The organism is Enterococcus sp. AZ071 (genome assembly GCF_050499065.1).
In the GTDB taxonomy this organism is placed as follows: domain Bacteria; phylum Bacillota; class Bacilli; order Lactobacillales; family Enterococcaceae; genus Enterococcus_A; species Enterococcus_A ferrettii.
Genome location: NZ_JBIPAS010000004.1, coordinates 1 through 17,270, shown reverse-complemented (window position 1 = coordinate 17,270; position 17,270 = coordinate 1). Strand labels below are relative to the sequence as shown.

Annotated in this window: 28 protein-coding genes and 1 tRNA gene; all 29 read left to right on the top strand. The window is 39.9% G+C overall.

Going from position 1 to position 17,270, the window contains the following annotated elements; genetic code table 11:
* Positions 1 to 6 precede the first annotated feature (6 nt).
* The 29 genes from IGI49_RS25085 (at position 7) to IGI49_RS24945 (ending at position 17,118) form a co-directional block, all read left to right on the top strand.
* Positions 7 to 504, top strand: a complete 498-nt coding sequence (locus IGI49_RS25085) for a hypothetical protein (protein WP_429966177.1) — start codon at positions 7 to 9, stop codon at positions 502 to 504.
* Positions 505 to 529: 25 nt separating this feature from the next.
* The gene (locus IGI49_RS25080) at positions 530 to 793 is read left to right on the top strand and encodes a hypothetical protein (protein WP_429966176.1); all 264 of its coding nucleotides are present in this window, start codon (positions 530 to 532) and stop codon (positions 791 to 793) included.
* 24 nt (positions 794 to 817) lie between these two features.
* Positions 818 to 2,092 carry a DNA cytosine methyltransferase gene (locus tag IGI49_RS25075; RefSeq protein ID WP_429966175.1) on the top strand — a complete coding sequence of 425 codons (1,275 nt, stop codon included), beginning with the start codon at positions 818 to 820 and terminating at the stop codon, positions 2,090 to 2,092.
* A gap of 33 nt (positions 2,093 to 2,125) precedes the next feature.
* Positions 2,126 to 2,707 (top strand): hypothetical protein, encoded by a 582-nt coding sequence (locus IGI49_RS25070; protein ID WP_429966174.1) that lies wholly within the window; start codon positions 2,126 to 2,128, stop codon positions 2,705 to 2,707.
* On the top strand, positions 2,700 to 3,218 hold the full coding sequence (locus IGI49_RS25065) for a DUF1642 domain-containing protein (protein WP_429966173.1): 519 nt from the start codon (positions 2,700 to 2,702) through the stop codon (positions 3,216 to 3,218). The genes IGI49_RS25070 and IGI49_RS25065 overlap by 8 nt, the downstream gene beginning before the upstream one ends.
* A gap of 171 nt (positions 3,219 to 3,389) precedes the next feature.
* Positions 3,390 to 3,719 (top strand): hypothetical protein, encoded by a 330-nt coding sequence (locus IGI49_RS25060; protein WP_429966172.1) that lies wholly within the window; start codon positions 3,390 to 3,392, stop codon positions 3,717 to 3,719.
* Positions 3,716 to 4,057, top strand: coding sequence for a hypothetical protein (locus IGI49_RS25055; protein WP_429966171.1), 342 nt, complete (start codon positions 3,716 to 3,718; stop codon positions 4,055 to 4,057). Before IGI49_RS25060 ends, IGI49_RS25055 begins: the two co-directional genes overlap by 4 nt.
* Positions 4,041 to 4,463 (top strand): YopX family protein, encoded by a 423-nt coding sequence (locus tag IGI49_RS25050; protein WP_429966170.1) that lies wholly within the window; start codon positions 4,041 to 4,043, stop codon positions 4,461 to 4,463. Before IGI49_RS25055 ends, IGI49_RS25050 begins: the two co-directional genes overlap by 17 nt.
* Positions 4,460 to 4,651: a hypothetical protein gene (locus IGI49_RS25045; protein ID WP_429966169.1), complete on the top strand. Its 192-nt coding sequence runs from the start codon at positions 4,460 to 4,462 to the stop codon at positions 4,649 to 4,651. The genes IGI49_RS25050 and IGI49_RS25045 overlap by 4 nt, the downstream gene beginning before the upstream one ends.
* Positions 4,648 to 4,776 carry a hypothetical protein gene (locus IGI49_RS25040; RefSeq protein WP_429966168.1) on the top strand — a complete coding sequence of 43 codons (129 nt, stop codon included), beginning with the start codon at positions 4,648 to 4,650 and terminating at the stop codon, positions 4,774 to 4,776. Before IGI49_RS25045 ends, IGI49_RS25040 begins: the two co-directional genes overlap by 4 nt.
* A 23-nt stretch (positions 4,777 to 4,799) precedes the next feature.
* Positions 4,800 to 4,976, top strand: a complete 177-nt coding sequence (locus IGI49_RS25035; RefSeq protein WP_429966167.1) for a hypothetical protein — start codon at positions 4,800 to 4,802, stop codon at positions 4,974 to 4,976.
* A 39-nt stretch (positions 4,977 to 5,015) separates the two neighbouring features.
* Entirely contained in the window at positions 5,016 to 5,462 is a 447-nt protein-coding gene (locus IGI49_RS25030; protein ID WP_429963717.1) for a hypothetical protein, read from the top strand.
* Between the two features lie 11 nt (positions 5,463 to 5,473).
* The gene (locus IGI49_RS25025; protein ID WP_429963716.1) at positions 5,474 to 5,776 is read left to right on the top strand and encodes a hypothetical protein; all 303 of its coding nucleotides are present in this window, start codon (positions 5,474 to 5,476) and stop codon (positions 5,774 to 5,776) included.
* 38 nt (positions 5,777 to 5,814) lie between these two features.
* The gene (locus tag IGI49_RS25020) at positions 5,815 to 6,390 is read left to right on the top strand and encodes a hypothetical protein (RefSeq protein ID WP_429966166.1); all 576 of its coding nucleotides are present in this window, start codon (positions 5,815 to 5,817) and stop codon (positions 6,388 to 6,390) included.
* A gap of 430 nt (positions 6,391 to 6,820) precedes the next feature.
* Positions 6,821 to 6,895 (top strand) — tRNA-Ile (locus IGI49_RS25015).
* A gap of 416 nt (positions 6,896 to 7,311) precedes the next feature.
* Positions 7,312 to 8,133, top strand: a complete 822-nt coding sequence (locus tag IGI49_RS25010; protein WP_429966165.1) for a toll/interleukin-1 receptor domain-containing protein — start codon at positions 7,312 to 7,314, stop codon at positions 8,131 to 8,133.
* Between the two features lie 54 nt (positions 8,134 to 8,187).
* Positions 8,188 to 8,931, top strand: coding sequence for a terminase small subunit (locus tag IGI49_RS25005; RefSeq protein WP_429966164.1), 744 nt, complete (start codon positions 8,188 to 8,190; stop codon positions 8,929 to 8,931).
* Positions 8,924 to 10,267: a PBSX family phage terminase large subunit gene (locus tag IGI49_RS25000; RefSeq protein ID WP_429966163.1), complete on the top strand. Its 1,344-nt coding sequence runs from the start codon at positions 8,924 to 8,926 to the stop codon at positions 10,265 to 10,267. Before IGI49_RS25005 ends, IGI49_RS25000 begins: the two co-directional genes overlap by 8 nt.
* Before the next feature lie 60 nt (positions 10,268 to 10,327).
* Positions 10,328 to 11,812: a phage portal protein gene (locus IGI49_RS24995; RefSeq protein ID WP_429966162.1), complete on the top strand. Its 1,485-nt coding sequence runs from the start codon at positions 10,328 to 10,330 to the stop codon at positions 11,810 to 11,812.
* Positions 11,812 to 12,966, top strand: coding sequence for a phage minor capsid protein (locus IGI49_RS24990; RefSeq protein ID WP_207702677.1), 1,155 nt, complete (start codon positions 11,812 to 11,814; stop codon positions 12,964 to 12,966). Before IGI49_RS24995 ends, IGI49_RS24990 begins: the two co-directional genes overlap by 1 nt.
* A gap of 11 nt (positions 12,967 to 12,977) precedes the next feature.
* A complete protein-coding gene (locus tag IGI49_RS24985; RefSeq protein ID WP_207702676.1) occupies positions 12,978 to 13,238 on the top strand; it encodes a hypothetical protein in 261 nt (86 codons plus the stop codon).
* 12 nt (positions 13,239 to 13,250) lie between these two features.
* The gene (locus tag IGI49_RS24980; protein ID WP_207702675.1) at positions 13,251 to 13,478 is read left to right on the top strand and encodes a hypothetical protein; all 228 of its coding nucleotides are present in this window, start codon (positions 13,251 to 13,253) and stop codon (positions 13,476 to 13,478) included.
* Positions 13,479 to 13,573: 95 nt separating this feature from the next.
* Complete coding sequence (locus IGI49_RS24975) at positions 13,574 to 14,167, top strand: phage scaffolding protein (protein WP_429966161.1); 594 nt, start codon at positions 13,574 to 13,576, stop codon at positions 14,165 to 14,167.
* Positions 14,168 to 14,170: 3 nt separating this feature from the next.
* The gene (locus IGI49_RS24970) at positions 14,171 to 15,172 is read left to right on the top strand and encodes a major capsid protein (RefSeq protein ID WP_207702673.1); all 1,002 of its coding nucleotides are present in this window, start codon (positions 14,171 to 14,173) and stop codon (positions 15,170 to 15,172) included.
* A 39-nt stretch (positions 15,173 to 15,211) separates the two neighbouring features.
* Complete coding sequence (locus IGI49_RS24965) at positions 15,212 to 15,607, top strand: hypothetical protein (RefSeq protein ID WP_429966160.1); 396 nt, start codon at positions 15,212 to 15,214, stop codon at positions 15,605 to 15,607.
* Complete coding sequence (locus IGI49_RS24960; protein ID WP_429966159.1) at positions 15,601 to 15,942, top strand: putative minor capsid protein; 342 nt, start codon at positions 15,601 to 15,603, stop codon at positions 15,940 to 15,942. Before IGI49_RS24965 ends, IGI49_RS24960 begins: the two co-directional genes overlap by 7 nt.
* A complete protein-coding gene (locus IGI49_RS24955) occupies positions 15,942 to 16,268 on the top strand; it encodes a minor capsid protein (RefSeq protein WP_429966158.1) in 327 nt (108 codons plus the stop codon). The genes IGI49_RS24960 and IGI49_RS24955 overlap by 1 nt, the downstream gene beginning before the upstream one ends.
* A complete protein-coding gene (locus IGI49_RS24950; RefSeq protein WP_207702669.1) occupies positions 16,268 to 16,651 on the top strand; it encodes a minor capsid protein in 384 nt (127 codons plus the stop codon). Before IGI49_RS24955 ends, IGI49_RS24950 begins: the two co-directional genes overlap by 1 nt.
* 11 nt (positions 16,652 to 16,662) lie before the next feature.
* Complete coding sequence (locus IGI49_RS24945; RefSeq protein WP_207702668.1) at positions 16,663 to 17,118, top strand: phage tail tube protein; 456 nt, start codon at positions 16,663 to 16,665, stop codon at positions 17,116 to 17,118.
* The last annotated feature ends 152 nt before the right edge of the window (positions 17,119 to 17,270 follow it).

Here is a 17,270-nt window from a genome sequence, read left to right as displayed (position 1 = left end):
AAATAAATGAGCACAACAGAAATTTATGCAGTAATTAAAAATGGTGATGTGACTCCTTATGGAGAAGCCCAGAACAGCTGGTTAGGTGGCATGCACGTTTGGAACAGTCTAAATGAAAAATATGATCTTAATGATGGCATGATGTTCGGCTTTAAGAAAACTTGGGGGCACTTCAATAAAGGTTTCTATGAAGGCTATGAGGATATTCTCTTAGGGAGCACCTTCGATAAAGTCTATGTTAGTAAAAGAAATTTTGATCGATTGATTGAAGGCTTTCAAAAGTACTGGGAAACTCATCCCGCCTCAAATTTTGATGAACAAATCGAAGTGATTAAATCCATGCAGGAAGTTGATGAAGTGATTGGAGTTGCATGGTGTCAAACTTCTGTAGCAGATGACTTGTGGGATTTTGGTTATGACGAAGAAGCAGATGAAACCATTCCTTATAACATTAATTTGGGTGATAAGCACTGGGAATTATTCGAAGAGTTGGATAGACAGTAACCAAGGAAAGCAAGGAGTGGAAAAAATGGAAGTCGATATTTTTAAATCGGTGTCTGATGAACGTAAGAGACAAGAGAAAAAATGGGGAACACAAAACCATAGCCCTCTTCTTTGGCATAGTATTCTTTCGGAGGAAGTTGGCGAAGTTGCAAAAGAGATAAACGAGTATGGGTTTTTATCAGAGGTTCATCGATTAGAACAAGCACGTACTGAACTTATTCAAGTGGCAGCTGTTGCTATAGCATTCGCTGACAGTTTAGACAGAAATGAATTAAGACAGTTCTATTAACCACCAGTAGTAAGGAGATGGAAAATGAAGTTTTTAGATGTGTGTGCCGGGATCGGCGGTTTCCGTCTCGCATTAGAAGCGGCCGGTCATGAATGTGTCGGCTTCATAGAAATAGATAAACATGCCCGGGCGAGTTATAAAGCAATTCATGGTTTGACCGGGGAGAAAGAATATAGTGAATGGGAGTGGCATAATGTCAAAAGCTTATCAAATAAGTCTCTTCGAAAATTGCAAAGAAGAATTGGACAACTTGGAATTCTCTCCGCAGGATTTCCGTGCCAAGCTTTCAGTATTGCTGGAAAGCGGAAAGGTTTCGCTGATACTAGGGGAACTATCTTCTTTGAAATTGCAAGGATCTCATCTATTCTCAGACCACGCTATCTACTCCTTGAGAACGTCAAGGGACTCCTCAATCACGAAGGAGGGGCTACGTTCGAGACAATCCTCAGAACCTTGGATGAACTTGGGTACGATGCAGAATGGAGTGTGCTTAACTCTAAAGAGTACGTTGCCCAAAACAGGGAGCGAGTATTCATTGTTGGACATCTTAGAGGAGCAGGTACCAGAAAAGTATTTCCTCTCGAACGAGAAAGTAAAAGCTCTGATACACAACGCAACGAAATAAATATTGTTGGTTCTACGAAACCAATAGGTTCCACTAGATGGGGAGACAAAGACGTTGTTTATGGTGCGGACGGCATTTCAGGAACACTATTAGCTACCGACTACAAAAATGTTAGACAAGTTGCAATTCCAGTCTTGACGCCTGATCGTTTAGACAAAAGACAGAATGGTAGGCGCTTTAAGTCGGATGGGGAAGAAATGTTTACACTAACAGCACAAGACAGACATGGGATAATGATAGCCGGGAAATTGCCTGGAAGCCATGACCAAAATTCAAGAATATATGATCCAGAGGGAGTGGCTCCCACATTGTCTACTATGCAAGGTGGTGGGCAAGAACCAAAAATACTCGTAAAAGAAGCGACAAAAAGAGGGTATTCAGAAGCTTCACCCGGAGATTCCATAAACATTTCACATGTAAACTCAAAAACTAGACGTGGACGAATAGGTAAGCAAACTGCGCATACATTGCTTGCTGATGAAAAACAAGCTGTGATTACAGAAACCCATCGAATCAGAAAACTTACACCCCGAGAATGTTGGAGACTTCAGACATTCCCTGACTGGGCATTTGATAGAGCAGCGCAAGTAAGTTCAGATAGTCAACTATATAAACATGCAGGAAATAGTGTAACTGTTGCAGTTGTATTTGACATAGTTAGATGGTTTGTTTGATTCCACTAACTCAGGCTAGAAAGGAATGATTGAATGAATAAACAAGAACTACTAAACTGGATTGAATCCAGCAGAGCTATGATAAAAAAACTTGATTTTACTGATGTCAGTGATGATGACCGGGCTGATTATCTTCAGACTGTCACTATTAAACTTTTTAAAGAAGCCGAGGATTTGGTTAGTGAGCTAAGGGAACCACAACAAATTAAGGTTCCGAAAGCAGCTGCGGAATGGCTCTCTGAGAATAATACCACATATGACTTGATCGAATTATATTCTGATGTTCAATATGCAACTGATTCGGAAGGATTGGTAGAAGCAAAATGGAAGTATTCCGTATCATTTTATGACTGGTTATCAGATGACACAGATAAAATATTTTTACTAGCTGATGCAATGCGTTATGGCTACGAAGTTATACCGGGATGGATCGTCAGAGTAGGAGAAATGCTTATCTACAAATCTTTCGAAGATGGGGAACGAGCAATTTTCATTATCGATGATGGTCCTGGATTTATACTAGAGGCTACTGTCTTCGCCGATAAAGAGAAGGCGGAAAGAATTGCCAATGAAGTCGGTGGCAAAGTCGAACCAGCGGAGGTGCCAAATGAATAAACAAGAATTGATTATGCAGTTAGAATCATTCCAAGAATCAGAAAATCCGAATACTTGGAAGAGTGGATATAACGCTGGTATTAGCGAGTCTATCGGCTTAGTCGAACAACTAGACGAACCGCAGAAAGTCAAAGTGCCTGCGATCATGGCAGAATATATTAACTACTGTATCGCTAACGAACGGACATTAGCCGAAGCATTGAGCGGGTTGGATAGAGATTTTAAAATCCCTGACTATTTATATCCAGCGATAAAATGGTTAGAAGATAGCATTAACCAAAATATCTTTGCTCAAGCTTGGCTATTCGGCTACGAGGTCGAGGAAGAGCCGAAGTGGGTTGTGAAGCGAAAGGATAATGGTAAGTATGTTGAATCACTCGCTTTAGGAAAAGGAATTGGCTTTATTGCTGAAACAACCGCGCTAGTTCAAGAAGATGCTTATAAGTTCAGTGACAAAGTAAAAGCTGATGCAGTAGCAAACCTGATTGACGGCACAGTCGAAAAAGTATAGTCTGACGCGAAAAAAGGCTACCGAACCTGCAGGGAAGGTAGCCAATTGTTGGTAGATACAGGAATGTAAAAACCTACCAACAGATTAACTATAACATAATTTGGAGAGGTGAAACATGAATAAATTAATCATTAATGGAGATACCTGGGGATTGTCCCAGGAGGTGGCGGAATGAGTAGGCTTGAAAAAATTAACAACTTAGCATTTGACCTCATGCATAAAGAAATGAACTTCACCGAGCAATTTGTGTATGCTGACAAGATATACCAGCTTTCTTTAGAGACTAAGCTCAACAAAAACCAGCAGATTGTGTTTGAGTGGTTGATCACAGCGGTTGGAAATCGGTCAAAAGATCCGATTCAGATGCTCTATTTGCTCCATAAAAATGTAAACGTGCCTGGTTATTATTCTAAGTCACCATATAGGGAATACTACCAGCTAAATCAAATGGAAGAGTTTCAAATCCTAGCAGCATTTGCTGAGTGGGGAATGATTGAATGAACCAAAAAGAAGAACTTAAAAATTACGTTGTAAATTGCGTTGTGCGAAATGATTTTGAACCGAATGAAATATTGAGACGGATAAGCCTCTTGCCAGATGATCCAAAACTTAATGACCACCAGCAAGCAGTTTTTGGGTGGCTTATAGATTGTTATAAGGAAAGTGAAGACCCTGTAACAGCAGTCAGTGATCTTTACGATGAAACTAGACCTTGCGATTTTTGGAAGTCATGCTTAGAGGCTGCATTCAATACATTAGATAATAAGCAGCAATTTGAAGTCCTAGCTGTGTTCGCATCTTGGGGATTGTCGGAGGTGCAAGATGATACCGAAGTTTAGAGGGTGGGATAGGCTAACGGATACAGTTCAAGACGTATTAGATATTAATTTTTTAGAAAAGACTGCGACAGTTAGTCAGAATGATATTCTTTGGTACAAGCATGATAATAATAGGGACTTATCAGATGTCGTTCTCATGCAATCAACAGGCCTGAAAGACAAGAACGGTGTGGAGATATTCGATGGGGATATTGTAATTGGAAGTCAAAATTTGATAACTGGTGTACTAACTCCAGCAGAAGTAAAAGGCATCGTGAAGTATTCAAGCGATAATACGATGTTTTACCTAGAAGAAAAAAATTCAGGACACGATAAATTCATGCACTCGCTAGGTAGTTCAATTTATATATATGAAGTCGTAGGAAACATCCACGAAAATCCAGAATTGTTGGAGGTAGAGGAATGACATTAGGAATTAAATACAAAACACTTGCAGGTAACATCGTTTCAGTGACGGCAGCATCAGTAGCGAATTATTTCATGAAAGACATATTTGAACCAGATTCTCCCACAGTGATCTTGTGCGCTTGTTTGAATGGAAATGGAGAGACGGAATACTGGCTCAGCAACCAATTAAAAGAGGTGGCGGAATGAAAAAGTATTTACAAGAGCTTTCTGTTGCGATGACGAAATTCTTCAAAGAAGTGATTGAGTTTATAAAGTATTGCAGCAAAGACTTGGAATCTGAGGGGAAAACCTGGAAAGATTATTTCCACTAACCGACGCTTGAAAGGAGAAGTTTATGAATAAAATTAAGATTGCAGCAGAGGATATCGCATTTATTATTGATGGGGTCATCTATGGTGAGGGAGAAGGATTCGAAGATATGACACAAGAAGAGTGTGACGCTTTAGAATCTTTTGCAGGCAAACTGCGAGAATCGAAAAAAGATTTCATGATTATGATTAACAATAATTAAGTAACGCGACGTTAAAAGAAACATAGGAAGTGACGACTCATGCAGGCGATATTTAAATTATACAGAGAAGGGTTTAGCCAGTCAGTTGAAGTGGGAGAACTCTTTGACTATAAAGATGAAGGCTATGTGTTGACCCACATTCTTGAGATGAAAAGATTGTATAGCAAGTCCTCACGAATCGAAGTTGAAGGTATTGCTCAAAAGATCGGCAGCCAGTCAGACTATTCAAAATATGAACCAGTTAGTGTTTTTGAACGTAAATACATTAAGTGCGAATTTACAAATGAAAATCCACTGTACAGAATCGGTGATCCTTTTGTATATAAGGGTGTCTGCGGACAAGTTGAGTGTATTGAATCAATCCGCTATGAGTTCGTGGACATGGTGATTAAATACCGCGCAAGATTATTTCGACCATGGAGCAAAGCTGAGATGGATCAAGCTGTTAAGAATTATAGGATGTCTAAGTTCAAGGTAATAGGTTAGGAGATGCAATTATGGCAAACAAGATAAAGGTGGTCACTAAGGATCAAGATGTGATCGTCTTTAATAACCAACAAGAGGTAGCTGACCATTTAGGTGTTACGAAACAGGCTGTCGCGAAAGCGATGAAGTTAAACAATTATTGTCAAGGAGCTCAGTTAACACTTATCTACAAAAGTCATAGACACTCTGGAGATAAAGCCAAGAACCTGATAGTTGATGGCAGACTGATAGGAACTTATGGAAGTAGAGAAATCAAATACGGCAATATTTTTGTCAAAGGATTTAAGCCGATTGATAAAGAAGAAAACAAATAGGATAAGTCCACTAACGTCGGCTTGAAAGGAGATCAGAGGTGAACAAACAGCAACTCTTAATTAAATGGCAGAAACCAAATATTATACCGTTACCTTATAAGCATCCGAATAATTATGATTCTTATGGTCAGGGATATGTAATGGCGGTTCTAGATTTGCTAGAGGATGTCAAAAAATTATGTGAGGTAGGGGATGAAACATTGGCAAGAAATGATTATTTAATGAATGAGCTAGATCGTAAATTCGCTCATTATTATGAATACAACAAAGAGATCGCAATACGAAAAGAAGAAATGAAGATGCGGGAAGCCGATGAGAACATCGGTGGAGGCAAAAGCAACATAATGAGTAACCCGATTGAAAGCCAGGTTATAAAGGAACTGTCAGACCCGTATATCGCTAACAGGGAGCTTTGGAAAGTATCAATTAAGGATACTTTGGAGGAGCAGAGTAAAGATATCCAAAATTTGATGTATTCAAAGTACTGGGGCGAAGATAGCTGGATGGATTGGGTTAGCTTCGGGAAAAAACATGGATACTCAAGAAATACGATTTATCGTATTAGACAAAAGGTATTATTGGACTTTGGCCGAAGAATCGGAGAAGTAAATTAATTTGGGAAAGAAACGTGTGGTTTTCCCACTTGTCAATAGCCTAAAATAGTACTATCGGAAGTTTTAAATTAACCCACTTCGCAATTCGACCAACTAAAAAATCTGTCTGTTTTGACTACACTTAACAAACAACCGAATTAGCATAGTGGGTTTATAGGCAGCACAAAATAAATTAAAGGAGATGAGACACTCCCTTTTTCTTATTTCGACACGTGCTGCCTGTTTTGTCGCTGTGGCGGAAGTAGAAGACGCGAGGGTGTATCAATGTGTTTAGGAGCTACCCAAGAGAGCTGGTATAAGCAACTGGTTACCATATTGATACGTGAGTGGGGCGGTGCCACTCCAGTGACATTGGCGAAGACGTACCTAGCGCAAGGGTAAATCGCAAGTAGCCAAATTTAGCAATTGCTAGGAGGTAGCTCCTCCAAGTTGACGTGTAGCTCAGCAGGCAGAGCGCTTGGGGTCGATACCCAAAAATGCGCCGGTTCGAGTCCGGTCACGTCAATAGCAACTGAGACCTATATTTCATGAATAGGAGCGGCATTTGCTGGTAGATTGCAATTAACATTAAGTTGGACTTGCTAGGAACACGTCAAGTTGCCTTACGCAGGCTTTGTACGCGGTCTATGTGCAGAGGTTGAATTGATGGACACATAGTTCAATGAGTAAGCCACGGTCAGGGGATAGCCTGATCCAGTGTTCCGGTGTTTCGCCACCGTTAAGTGCGACTGAATGATGCGGGTGTCTCTCTACCCTGGAACGGGAACATATCGGGACATAAGCGCCCACAAATAGCAACCGAGGGCGAGATGTTGGCTAACAGCGGACGAAGGAAGACTCAGCTAGTGTCGTCGTGTAGGTTGCACAATACATACAAGATCGCTTAGGCGGTCTTTTTTGGTTTACAAGGAGGTAATAAAGATGGGATTTGACAAATATTTCCTACAAACATACGATAAAACCTATAAAGGAGGAAATCGTATGAAAAAAGTAGTTGTATTTATCAGTCATATCAGCGAAGAATCAGAACTAGCGGTTATGTTAAAAGAAGAAATAGAGAAAAAATTTGTAGGCTTTGTTGAAGTCTTTGTGTCTTCAGACGGGGTAAGTATTAGCGCTGGGGCTGAGTGGTTAAACCAAATAACTAATGCTTTAAACAATGCATCAATAATGATTGCATTGTGTAGTAAAGATTCGGTAAAAAGACCTTGGATTAATTTTGAAATGGGAGCTGGATGGATGAAGGGCATAAAAGTAATTCCTGCCTGCCATACTAACCTATTGATTGATCAGTTGCCAAGTCCTACTGATATGCTACAAAGTTTATCTTTGAGCAACCCAGATCATGTAAAACGTATTTTTCGAGCGATAGCAGAAAGTGCGGGAGCAGACCCAACAAATGTAGGATTATATGAACTAGATGATCTTTGTGATAAAATTTCTGATTTTGAATATGAATATGGGTTCCTCAATAAAGCAAAAAGTTTAGTCGAGCAACTTGAGAAAAAGGTGGATTATTTCAAAGTTTTCTTCTCAGAGGCAAGAGTTGGAAACACTTATCAAATTATGCTGAGTGAATCCGATTATGTTTTTAACAAAGATCTTTTGGGAGAATTAGAAAGAATGGATATACTAAGAGTTATACCTGAACCTGGACAAGAGTCAGCATTAATATTTACAAACACAGGATCTGGAAAATCTTACCATGCAACTTTGCTTAGCAATTACTTGAAAATCATCTAACAGTCTCCTCGTGAGGCTGTTTTATTTTGCGTTGAAAGAGAGGTGCCGTGTGATGTGGAAAAATGGGAGTTAGCATATAAAGATTACCAAGAAGGTATGAAGTATAAAGAGATTGCCGCAAAGCACGGTGTCTCTATCAACACAGTAAAGTCATGGAAGACCCGAAAGTGGAAAGAGCAGGAACAGAATAAGGGCGCACCTAGAAAGAAAAAGAGTGTGCACACAAAACAGGAAAAGGGTGCACACAAGGAACAAGCGCAACTCGTAATAGAGAATGATGGCACTGAAGATATAACCGATGTGTTGGAATACTATGGTATTAACGAACAACAAAGAAGGTTTGCTGATAATTATATCGAATCAGTGAATATTTACCAATCAGCTATTAAAGCCGGTTACAGTGAAAGTTATTCGAACTCACTAGGATATAAACTATTGGGAAATATTGGTATTAAGAATTACATTGATGATCGCATGCGCGTGTTATCTCACGGAAAGGTTGCCACTCAGCAAGAAATATTGCAGGGATTGACTAGGATATTTAATAGGCAAGAGAGTGAGCATCAAGTTGTCACTCTTAGGTCTAAAGAAGAAAAGTGGGTTCCTGTTGGAGATGATAAGCAGCTTAAAAAACAAACTGTAGAGACTGAAGAGCCTAAGATTGTAGCTTACCCTACTAAAGTTAGTGATGTGATCAAAGCAGGTGAATCACTACTGAAACGATTAGATTTATTAGGTAATGATGAGGGTAGCGCAGGTATTACCATTATTGACGAGTGGAGTGGTAGTGATGAGTAAGACTATCCACATTCAGAAGGAAGTAAATCCGCACTTCAAATCAGTTTGGACGAACCAGAAGCCTTATGTGGTGTTAAAAGGCGGGCGTAACTCTTTCAAGTCCTCAGTAATTGCCTTATTGTTAGTTTTCAAAATGTTAGCCTATTTGCTTAAAGGAGAGAAGGCAAACGTTGTAGTAATTCGTAAGGTAGCTAATACAATACGAGATAGCGTTTATCTAAAAATACAGTGGGCTTTGAGCAAATTCTTTATCTCAAGTCAATTTAGTTTCACTGTATCACCGTTTAAGATCACTCATAAGAAGACAGGCTCAACCTTCTACTTCTACGGGCAAGATGACTTTCAAAAGCTTAAATCAAACGATATCGGCAATATAATCGCAGTCTGGTACGAGGAAGCGGCTGAGTTCAAAGATGCTGAAGATTTTGACCAATCAAATGTTACGTTCATGCGGCAAAAGCATCCGTTAGCTAAGCAGGTTCAATTCTTTTGGTCGTATAACCCACCTAGAAATCCGTACAGTTGGATTAATGAATGGGTAGAGACGTTAAAAGGACATCCAGATTACTTAATACATGAGTCTAGTTATTTGGATGACAAACTAGGGTTTGTTACAGATCAAATGCTAAGTGATATAGAGCGGATAAAAGAGAATGACTTTGATTATTACCGCTATTTGTATTTAGGTGAGCCTGTAGGACTTGGAACGAATGTTTACAATATCAATTTATTCCAACCGTTAAATGAACTGCCGGATGATGATAGGATTGTCAGCTTGTACTATGCTACTGATGTTGGGCATCAAACATCCGCAACCGTTTCGCTTTGTTTCGGACTAACAGCAAAAGGCAATGTCATTCTGTTGAATATGTATTACTATTCGCCACAAGGCAAGGCTGTTAAAAAAGCGCCTAGTGACTTATCAAGCGAATTGCATGAGTTCGTTACTAAGACGGCTAATCATTACTCAATAGGCAATGCAAAGATTATGCAGCGAACGATTGATTCTGCTGAAGGAGGTCTAAGAAATCAGTATTTCAAAGATTTTGGGCAGCGCTGGCATCCAGTAGCAAAGAAAAAGAATATAGATATGATTGATTACGTCCATGACTTACTTGCTCAGGGGCGTTTTTACTATTTAGTGCCAACAATAAAAACCGGGTTATCAAATTGCGATGACCTGACTCTTTTTATTGAAGAACACAAGCGATATCAGTTTGATGAACGCTATTTAAATAGTGACGATCCTAAAGTATTGAAGGAGTTTGATCACAGCGTAGATGCCTTCAAATATGCTTGTTTAGATAATGCTCGGGCTTGGAAGCTGAAAAGGTAGGTGAAGTGTATGGGAGTAATTCAAAATATTAAAAACTTATTCAAGAGAGGGGGCTATGCTGTGACAGGACAAACACTAAATTCAATCAATGACCATCCTAAAGTAAACATCGATCCTATCGAGTTGCAGCGGATTGAGCGTGACTTTCGAGAATATCGCAACGAGTATGACAAGATCGTTTATATCAATTCGAACAACGAGATAAAACGTCGTGATTACATGACTATCAATATGCGAAAACTTACCGCTGAAATGCTGGCAAGTCTAGTGTTTAATGAACAAGTTGAAATATCTGTTGATATAGACGAAGCGAATGACTATATCAAGCATGTTTTCGAACACAACGACTTCAAAAAAAATCTTTCTAAGTATCTAGAACCGATGTTTGTAGCTGGTGGTTTAGCAGTTAGGCCATACGTTGACACCGCTACTGGTGAAGTGGAATTCTCTTGGGCACTAGCGAATGCTTTTTATCCTCTACGCTCGACTTCTAACGGTATTGCTGAGGGTGTACTTGTCTTCAAAACATTGGAGGTAGAACAAGATAAGACAATTTACTACACTTTGCTAGAGTTCCATGAATGGGAGGATGAGAAGGTAGTTATTACTAATGAGCTATACCGCTCAGAAGATGTTAACAGTTACGGTTCGAGAGTACCTTTAGGTCATAAAGGGCAATATGAAGGTTTGGAAGAAACAGCTACGTTAGAATTCATGAAAAAGCCACTATTCAATTACTTAAAACCTGCCGGGTTCAATAACTTTAGTCTGTATAGTCCTCTTGGGATTGGCATCTGTGACAATGCGGTAAACACTCTGAAGCAGATTAATGATACCTATGACCAATTCAACTGGGAAATTAGAATGGGGCAGCGCACAGTAGTTGTCAGTGATCATGTATTGAATTATGTACCTGATGAACAAGGCAATTCGTTACAACCTGTATTTGATCCAGATGTAAATATCTATCGCCCTATGAGGATGGATGATGATAAGGAATTAATCAAGGATATCACTAACGATATTCGTGCGGATCAATATATCACAGCTATTAATCAGTTCATGAAGACATTAGAAATGCAGATGCAACTATCTGTAGGCACTTTTAGTTTTGACGGCCAGTCAGTAAAGACAGCAACCGAAATTGTTAGTGAGAACTCATTAACGTATCGAACTCGTAACATGCACTGTAACGAAGTAGAGAAGTTTATCAAAGGATTAGTCGTATCAGTTCTTGAACTAGCCTCAGGGACTATCTTAGAAGGTGGAATCAAACTTTATACCGGTGAAATACCTAGCTTTGAACAAATCAGTGTAGATTTTGATGACGGAATCTTTGAGAGTTTGGATCAGAAGTTAGACTTCTTCAGTAAAGCCAAAACAGCTGGGCTGGTTCCGATCACTAAAGCACTAGAAGGAATCTTCAAAATCACTGAGGAAGAATCATATGAGTGGTATCAGCTGATTCAAATGCAAGAAACAGGATTGAATCAAAGTGAGATACAAGCTTTTATGGAACAACAGGAGCTAGGGGATGATGAGTAATGATTACACCTCACCAACTCGACTTATGGTCGAGCAACTTTGCTGAGCTTTACAATTCACTAGAAGGTGAAATACTCCGCATTATGATTAAGCGGCTATCAAGTGGTCATACAGACATTTTGGAGTGGCAAACAGAAGCTTTGAAGGATTTACACCTATTCAACAATGAGGTCGTAAAGGAACTATCCAAGGTTACAGGGATTGCCGAGTCAGAGATTAACAAGATGTTTGAAGCTGCAGGTAAGCAAACAGTGACCGATATTGACAAGGTCATGCCGTATGAAACTATGCCAATGCCTAGCAATTTGGACAATATCATTAAGAGCTATGCGGATCAATCATGGTCCGGCATTGATAACTTAATCAATCAGACACTCGTTACTACGAATTACGGCTTGGGTGCTGCAACACAGGCTTATCAAGGAGTATTGCAACGGACGCAAGCATTGTTTAATGCAGGACTATTGAACTTCGACCAATCATTAGAAAAAGCGATCCAAGAATTGGCACAAAAAGGAATTCGCAGTGCTTTTATTGATAAAGGAGGGCATTCTTGGAGCCTAGAGCGGTATGTTAGAACGGTTTTAAAGTCTACATTAGCAAATACCTATGATACTTTACGAAAAGACCGTATGGCTGAATATGGCGTTCACACGGTTGTTGTAACAAGTCACATGGGAGCACGCCCAGCTTGTTCACTTATTCAAGGTCATGTTGTCGATTTAAGAGATAGTGTGCCACCTGGTAGTGAGTATAAAAGCATTTACGATCCGTATTGGAAAGCTGAATATGGAACTCCTGGCGGTCATAGAGGAGTCAATTGCAACCATTTGCACATTCCATTTATACCTGGCGTTAATACTAACAACCAGCCTTCCTATGATGCAAGGGAGAATGCGGAAGTCTCTAAGCTTATGAAGAAACAGCGAGAACTAGAACGCGCCATTGTTAAGCTTAAAAAGAATCAGATGGTAGCTGAGGCTATGGGACACACTGACAACGCGGCTGAGTGGGGTCGTAAGGTTAGAGCGATGCAGAAACGAACTAGAGAGCTAGTAGCTTCAAACGAGTACCTAAGCAGGAATTATAAGCGTGAGAAAGTCTATACGCCGCTTAATACTTTGCTGAAGGATTTCAGGTATGACGACTTTTAGGAGGAACAAGGATGGCAGAACAACTATTTCAATGCGGCTTTTGCAGCGAATTAACACCTCTAATTATGAAACAGGACAAGTTGAGCGATGGCATTCAACACAATTACGCTGAATGTAAGCAGTGTAAGGGGAAAGTGACTCACAGCTACACCAATAAACGGATAAGCGGCTTGATGGTTAAGCAGCAGCACACTAAGCCGGGGAAAAAGAAGGCAGAGCTTGCTGAATTGATTCTTAGTGAAATGGATGAACTGAAAAAGAATTACGAATAGGGAGTGAAGTTGATGGAAACCCACAAACAAGTAAAACAACGCAACTCACAAGATGCTTTCATGGAGTTTTTCAAAGGACTTGATGAAAATTATCAGAAATACCTTATCAATGAAATGCAGAAGAAACCACCGGACAAACTCTATCAAAAATCAATCGACTTTATGAGCGATGACATTGCCGAATTTGAACAAAGAAAGTTCAATATGGCGGGAAGTGATGGTGATCCTAAATCTCGTTAGCCGCGATAAGGCTTTTTATTTTGCCCTGAACATGGCGTTAAACTGCTCAATCCATCGTGGTCGTAGCCACGTCAAAACTCGAAAGGATGAATTAAATGAAAAGAGAACAGTTGAAGGAATTAGGGTTATCAGATGAACAAATCGGCTCAATCATGGCTTTACATGGTCAAACAGTGAATGAATTGAATAAAAGCGTAGCTACTGCAGAGCAAGAGCGTGACCAATTCAAGGAACAGCTGACGACTAATCAAACTGAGCTAGATTCACTAAAAGAGTCCGCAAAAGGGAATGAGGAACTGACCCAGCAACTAACTGACTTACAAGAAAAGTTCAATTCTGCTAAAACTGAATCTGAAACGAAACTCGCAGAGCAACAAAAGGACTTTGCTATCAAACTAGCGCTTAAAGAAGCACAGGCGTTAGACGAAGACATTGTGTTAGGTCAGTTAGACAAAGATACAATCAAGGTCGTAGATGGCAAGCTACAAGGGTTTGATGAACAGTTGAAAGGGTTGCAGGAAAGTAAGACATTTTTGTTTCAGCAAGAAGAAAATACACCAGCAACACCCAAAATCGTTGTCGGCGGTAATCCTCAGGGGGCTCAAGAACCTTCTGGGACGATGAAACAACAAATGAAGTCAGAAGCTTTCAATTTAACACAGTTTTTACAAAAAGAAGGAGAGAAATAATACATGGCAAATGAAATTACTAAATTACTAGATGTTGTTACACCAGAAGTGTTCAATGCGTATATGGATAACTTCACAGAAGAAAAATCAGCAATCATCCAGTCAGGGGTTGCGGTTGCAGATGCAGAAGTTTCCAAAAATATTACTGCAGGCGGGTTATTAGTCAATATGCCATTTTGGAATGATCTAGATGGTGAAGATGAAACGCTTGGAGACGGAGAAAAGGAATTAGAAACAGGAAAAATTACAGCCGGAGCAGATATTGCAGCGGTTATGTACCGTGGGCGTGGATGGTCAGTTAATGAACTGGCAGCAGTAATTTCCGGTGATGATCCTTTAGGGGCATTGCTAGGAAAAATTGCTTCTTGGTGGTTACGGCGGGAACAACACGTTCTTATTAACGTTTTAAATGGCTTGTTTGCAGATGCGGATACAGGAGCTTCCGTTCCTGCTGGTCCCTTAAATGGAACACATTTGTTGTCGAAAAAAACAACCTCTATTACAGGTGAATTAGTTTTGGACGCTAAACAACTGCTTGGAGATTCTGCAGACCGCTTAAGTATGATCGTTATGCATTCAGCGGTTTACACAGCATTACAAAAGCAAAATTTGATTGCGTTTATTCCTAATGCTCGTGGAGAAGTAAACATTCCTACCTATTTAGGCTATCAAGTCGTGATTGACGATGGTGTACCAGCAAGCGGCACAGGTGCGTCTAAAGTTTACACTTCTTACTTATTTGCTTCAGGAGCAATTGGCCGGAACACAGGTACTCCTGCAAAGCTTACAAGCTTTGAGAAAGCTCGTAATGCTAAAAAAGGGAATGATGAAGTCTATACACGTCGTGCGTTCACAATGCACCCATACGGTGTTAAGTTTACAAATGCCGATCGAGAATCTGGTGAAATCACACCGACAAACAAAGATTTATCTAATCCTAAAAACTGGGAAAAAGTTTACGAAGACAAACAAATCGGCTTAGTTGCTATTCAACATAAATTATAAGGGAGCTTTTGGCTCTCTTTCTTTCTGAGGAGGGAGATCATGAGCTATCTTAGTTTTGAAGAGTATAAAAATCTATATGGTAGAGCTTCAGAAGAAAAGTTCAAGTATTTCTATATGAAGGCTGAGGCTCTACTGGAAAACATTACCAATAATTTTTATATTAGGAATGATATCACCGCAGATGTAGAGTTTCGTTCGAGTCGTTTCAAGAAGGCTCTGGTAGCTCAGATTAACTACTTTACCGAAATGGATGCCGATACATTTGAATCGCTAAATAAGATGCCTCAAAGCTTTCAGATTGGCTCTACGTCAATCTCGAATGGTAGTCGTTACAATTCTAGTGGTGCGAATGAAAGTAAGTCGCTAGTTCCTGATGATGTCTTTGTATTCTTAGAAGGAACTGGCTTATTGTATCGAGGTGTTCGCTCATGTTGATACCTAAGCCACCAAAAGAAACGCTTGTTGATTCGATGGTATATAGATCATATAAAGGCCAAGGTGATTACAACAAACCTGAGTTTGAAGATGATCAACTAGTAAACTATGTCCGTATTGATCGTAATCCGTCATACACCTTTAGCACACAAGGGAAGCAGTTGCTGTTTAATGCTACTGTATTTTGCTACAACGGGCTAACCGATCCGCTACCAGCATTTAAAGAGCAAGATGTGCTTGTTTTTGATGGTGTAGAGCATACGGTTACCAGTGCTGCAGTATTTAAGGAGCCATTCGTTGACCAAGTTTATTCATATGAGTTAGGGGTGGTGTAATGAGTGGAGTAACAGTTAATCTGTCGGGTGTCCGTGGAAAGCTAAGTAAACAAGCTTTCGAAAGAGGTCGTTACGCGTTTGGTAACCAAGCACTGGCTGATATGAATACTTTTGTTCCCAAAAAGGATAATCATTTGCGACAGTCAGGACATCTTTCCCATGATGGCAGTAAAATACTTTATGAAATGCCTTATGCTAGAAAACGGTTCTATGTCCCAGCAAGAAAATACAGTACTCCTGGTACTGGTCCACGTTGGGACAAGAAAGCAAGATCATTGAATCTGCCAGCTTGGAAGCGCGCGTTCTTGAAGGGAGCTGGGTTGTAATGGATTTTATCGACCGATTGAAAGACTCGATCAACTCTATACCTGATTTGCCAATTAAACTTAAGAAAGGATATCTATTAGATGACTCACTAGTTATATATCCTTTACCTGGTGGCAGCGTAATTACTGAATATTACGACAATGTAAAAGACCAACAACTGAATTATGAAATAGCTATGAAGTCTAAAGATGGCAACTTGATCGAAAAGACTTTATGGACTATTTCTGATTATGTAGAGAAACTAGAAGAAGTAAAAAGTAAGGATGAATCGTTTGATTTCGATTCGATCTCAATAGCGAACAAGCCATTTATCAGCGCTGCTGATGAACAAGGCTGGTTCGTTTTTTTGTTTGATGTTCAAGCAAATCTAACAACTTATTAGGAGGAAAACTAATGGCACGACAAAAGAATGCGAAACGAGAACACTGGCTTGCGCCTTATGTAGATGGACAAGACACAGCACCAGAAGTAGCAAGTAAAGATTGGGTTCGTTTAGCAAAGTGGATTAATACAATCGGTGATGATTCGAATGAAGAGACCGAAGAAGAAGGATTCTACGATGGCGATGGCACGCCAGAAACAACAGTAATGTCAGTAGCTGGAGCTTATACACCAGAAGGTTATTACGATGCTGAGGATAAAGCGCATAAAATGATTGCTGACATGAAGTATCTTACCGGAAACGGGCGTAAAGTCTGGCACAAAGTAGTTCAGACTAACGGGGATACATTTGTTGGCAAGGCTACTGTGACCGATATCATTGCCGGGGCAGGCGACGCTGTTACTTACGAAGAGTTCAGCTGCACAATTACATTTGACCAAGCACCGACTAAAACCCCAAAGTCGTAGCCCCTGAAACTCGAAATGCAAAAGTATCAACGAGCAAAGGGGTACCAAAAGAAACAGATGAAACTAAGGGAGAGTAGTCTCTCCCTTTTCTAGGAGGATATTCTATGCAAGGTTTAAAGATTAATGTCGAGAGAACTGGTTTTCCAATTGAA

What these genes read in the sequence shown, in the direction of transcription:
- IGI49_RS25085 (WP_429966177.1), top strand. Translation starts at nt 7, where the DNA reads ATGAGCACAACAGAAATTTATGCAGTAATTAAAAATGGTGATGTGACT.
- IGI49_RS25080 (WP_429966176.1), top strand. Translation starts at nt 530, where the DNA reads ATGGAAGTCGATATTTTTAAATCGGTGTCTGATGAACGTAAGAGACAA.
- IGI49_RS25075 (WP_429966175.1), top strand. Translation starts at nt 818, where the DNA reads ATGAAGTTTTTAGATGTGTGTGCCGGGATCGGCGGTTTCCGTCTCGCA.
- IGI49_RS25070 (WP_429966174.1), top strand. Translation starts at nt 2,126, where the DNA reads ATGAATAAACAAGAACTACTAAACTGGATTGAATCCAGCAGAGCTATG.
- IGI49_RS25065 (WP_429966173.1), top strand. Translation starts at nt 2,700, where the DNA reads ATGAATAAACAAGAATTGATTATGCAGTTAGAATCATTCCAAGAATCA.
- IGI49_RS25060 (WP_429966172.1), top strand. Translation starts at nt 3,390, where the DNA reads ATGAGTAGGCTTGAAAAAATTAACAACTTAGCATTTGACCTCATGCAT.
- IGI49_RS25055 (WP_429966171.1), top strand. Translation starts at nt 3,716, where the DNA reads ATGAACCAAAAAGAAGAACTTAAAAATTACGTTGTAAATTGCGTTGTG.
- IGI49_RS25050 (WP_429966170.1), top strand. Translation starts at nt 4,041, where the DNA reads ATGATACCGAAGTTTAGAGGGTGGGATAGGCTAACGGATACAGTTCAA.
- IGI49_RS25045 (WP_429966169.1), top strand. Translation starts at nt 4,460, where the DNA reads ATGACATTAGGAATTAAATACAAAACACTTGCAGGTAACATCGTTTCA.
- IGI49_RS25040 (WP_429966168.1), top strand. Translation starts at nt 4,648, where the DNA reads ATGAAAAAGTATTTACAAGAGCTTTCTGTTGCGATGACGAAATTCTTC.
- IGI49_RS25035 (WP_429966167.1), top strand. Translation starts at nt 4,800, where the DNA reads ATGAATAAAATTAAGATTGCAGCAGAGGATATCGCATTTATTATTGAT.
- IGI49_RS25030 (WP_429963717.1), top strand. Translation starts at nt 5,016, where the DNA reads ATGCAGGCGATATTTAAATTATACAGAGAAGGGTTTAGCCAGTCAGTT.
- IGI49_RS25025 (WP_429963716.1), top strand. Translation starts at nt 5,474, where the DNA reads ATGGCAAACAAGATAAAGGTGGTCACTAAGGATCAAGATGTGATCGTC.
- IGI49_RS25010 (WP_429966165.1), top strand. Translation starts at nt 7,312, where the DNA reads ATGGGATTTGACAAATATTTCCTACAAACATACGATAAAACCTATAAA.
- IGI49_RS25000 (WP_429966163.1), top strand. Translation starts at nt 8,924, where the DNA reads ATGAGTAAGACTATCCACATTCAGAAGGAAGTAAATCCGCACTTCAAA.
- IGI49_RS24990 (WP_207702677.1), top strand. Translation starts at nt 11,812, where the DNA reads ATGATTACACCTCACCAACTCGACTTATGGTCGAGCAACTTTGCTGAG.
- IGI49_RS24985 (WP_207702676.1), top strand. Translation starts at nt 12,978, where the DNA reads ATGGCAGAACAACTATTTCAATGCGGCTTTTGCAGCGAATTAACACCT.
- IGI49_RS24980 (WP_207702675.1), top strand. Translation starts at nt 13,251, where the DNA reads ATGGAAACCCACAAACAAGTAAAACAACGCAACTCACAAGATGCTTTC.
- IGI49_RS24975 (WP_429966161.1), top strand. Translation starts at nt 13,574, where the DNA reads ATGAAAAGAGAACAGTTGAAGGAATTAGGGTTATCAGATGAACAAATC.
- IGI49_RS24970 (WP_207702673.1), top strand. Translation starts at nt 14,171, where the DNA reads ATGGCAAATGAAATTACTAAATTACTAGATGTTGTTACACCAGAAGTG.
- IGI49_RS24965 (WP_429966160.1), top strand. Translation starts at nt 15,212, where the DNA reads ATGAGCTATCTTAGTTTTGAAGAGTATAAAAATCTATATGGTAGAGCT.
- IGI49_RS24960 (WP_429966159.1), top strand. Translation starts at nt 15,601, where the DNA reads ATGTTGATACCTAAGCCACCAAAAGAAACGCTTGTTGATTCGATGGTA.
- IGI49_RS24955 (WP_429966158.1), top strand. Translation starts at nt 15,942, where the DNA reads ATGAGTGGAGTAACAGTTAATCTGTCGGGTGTCCGTGGAAAGCTAAGT.
- IGI49_RS24950 (WP_207702669.1), top strand. Translation starts at nt 16,268, where the DNA reads ATGGATTTTATCGACCGATTGAAAGACTCGATCAACTCTATACCTGAT.
- IGI49_RS24945 (WP_207702668.1), top strand. Translation starts at nt 16,663, where the DNA reads ATGGCACGACAAAAGAATGCGAAACGAGAACACTGGCTTGCGCCTTAT.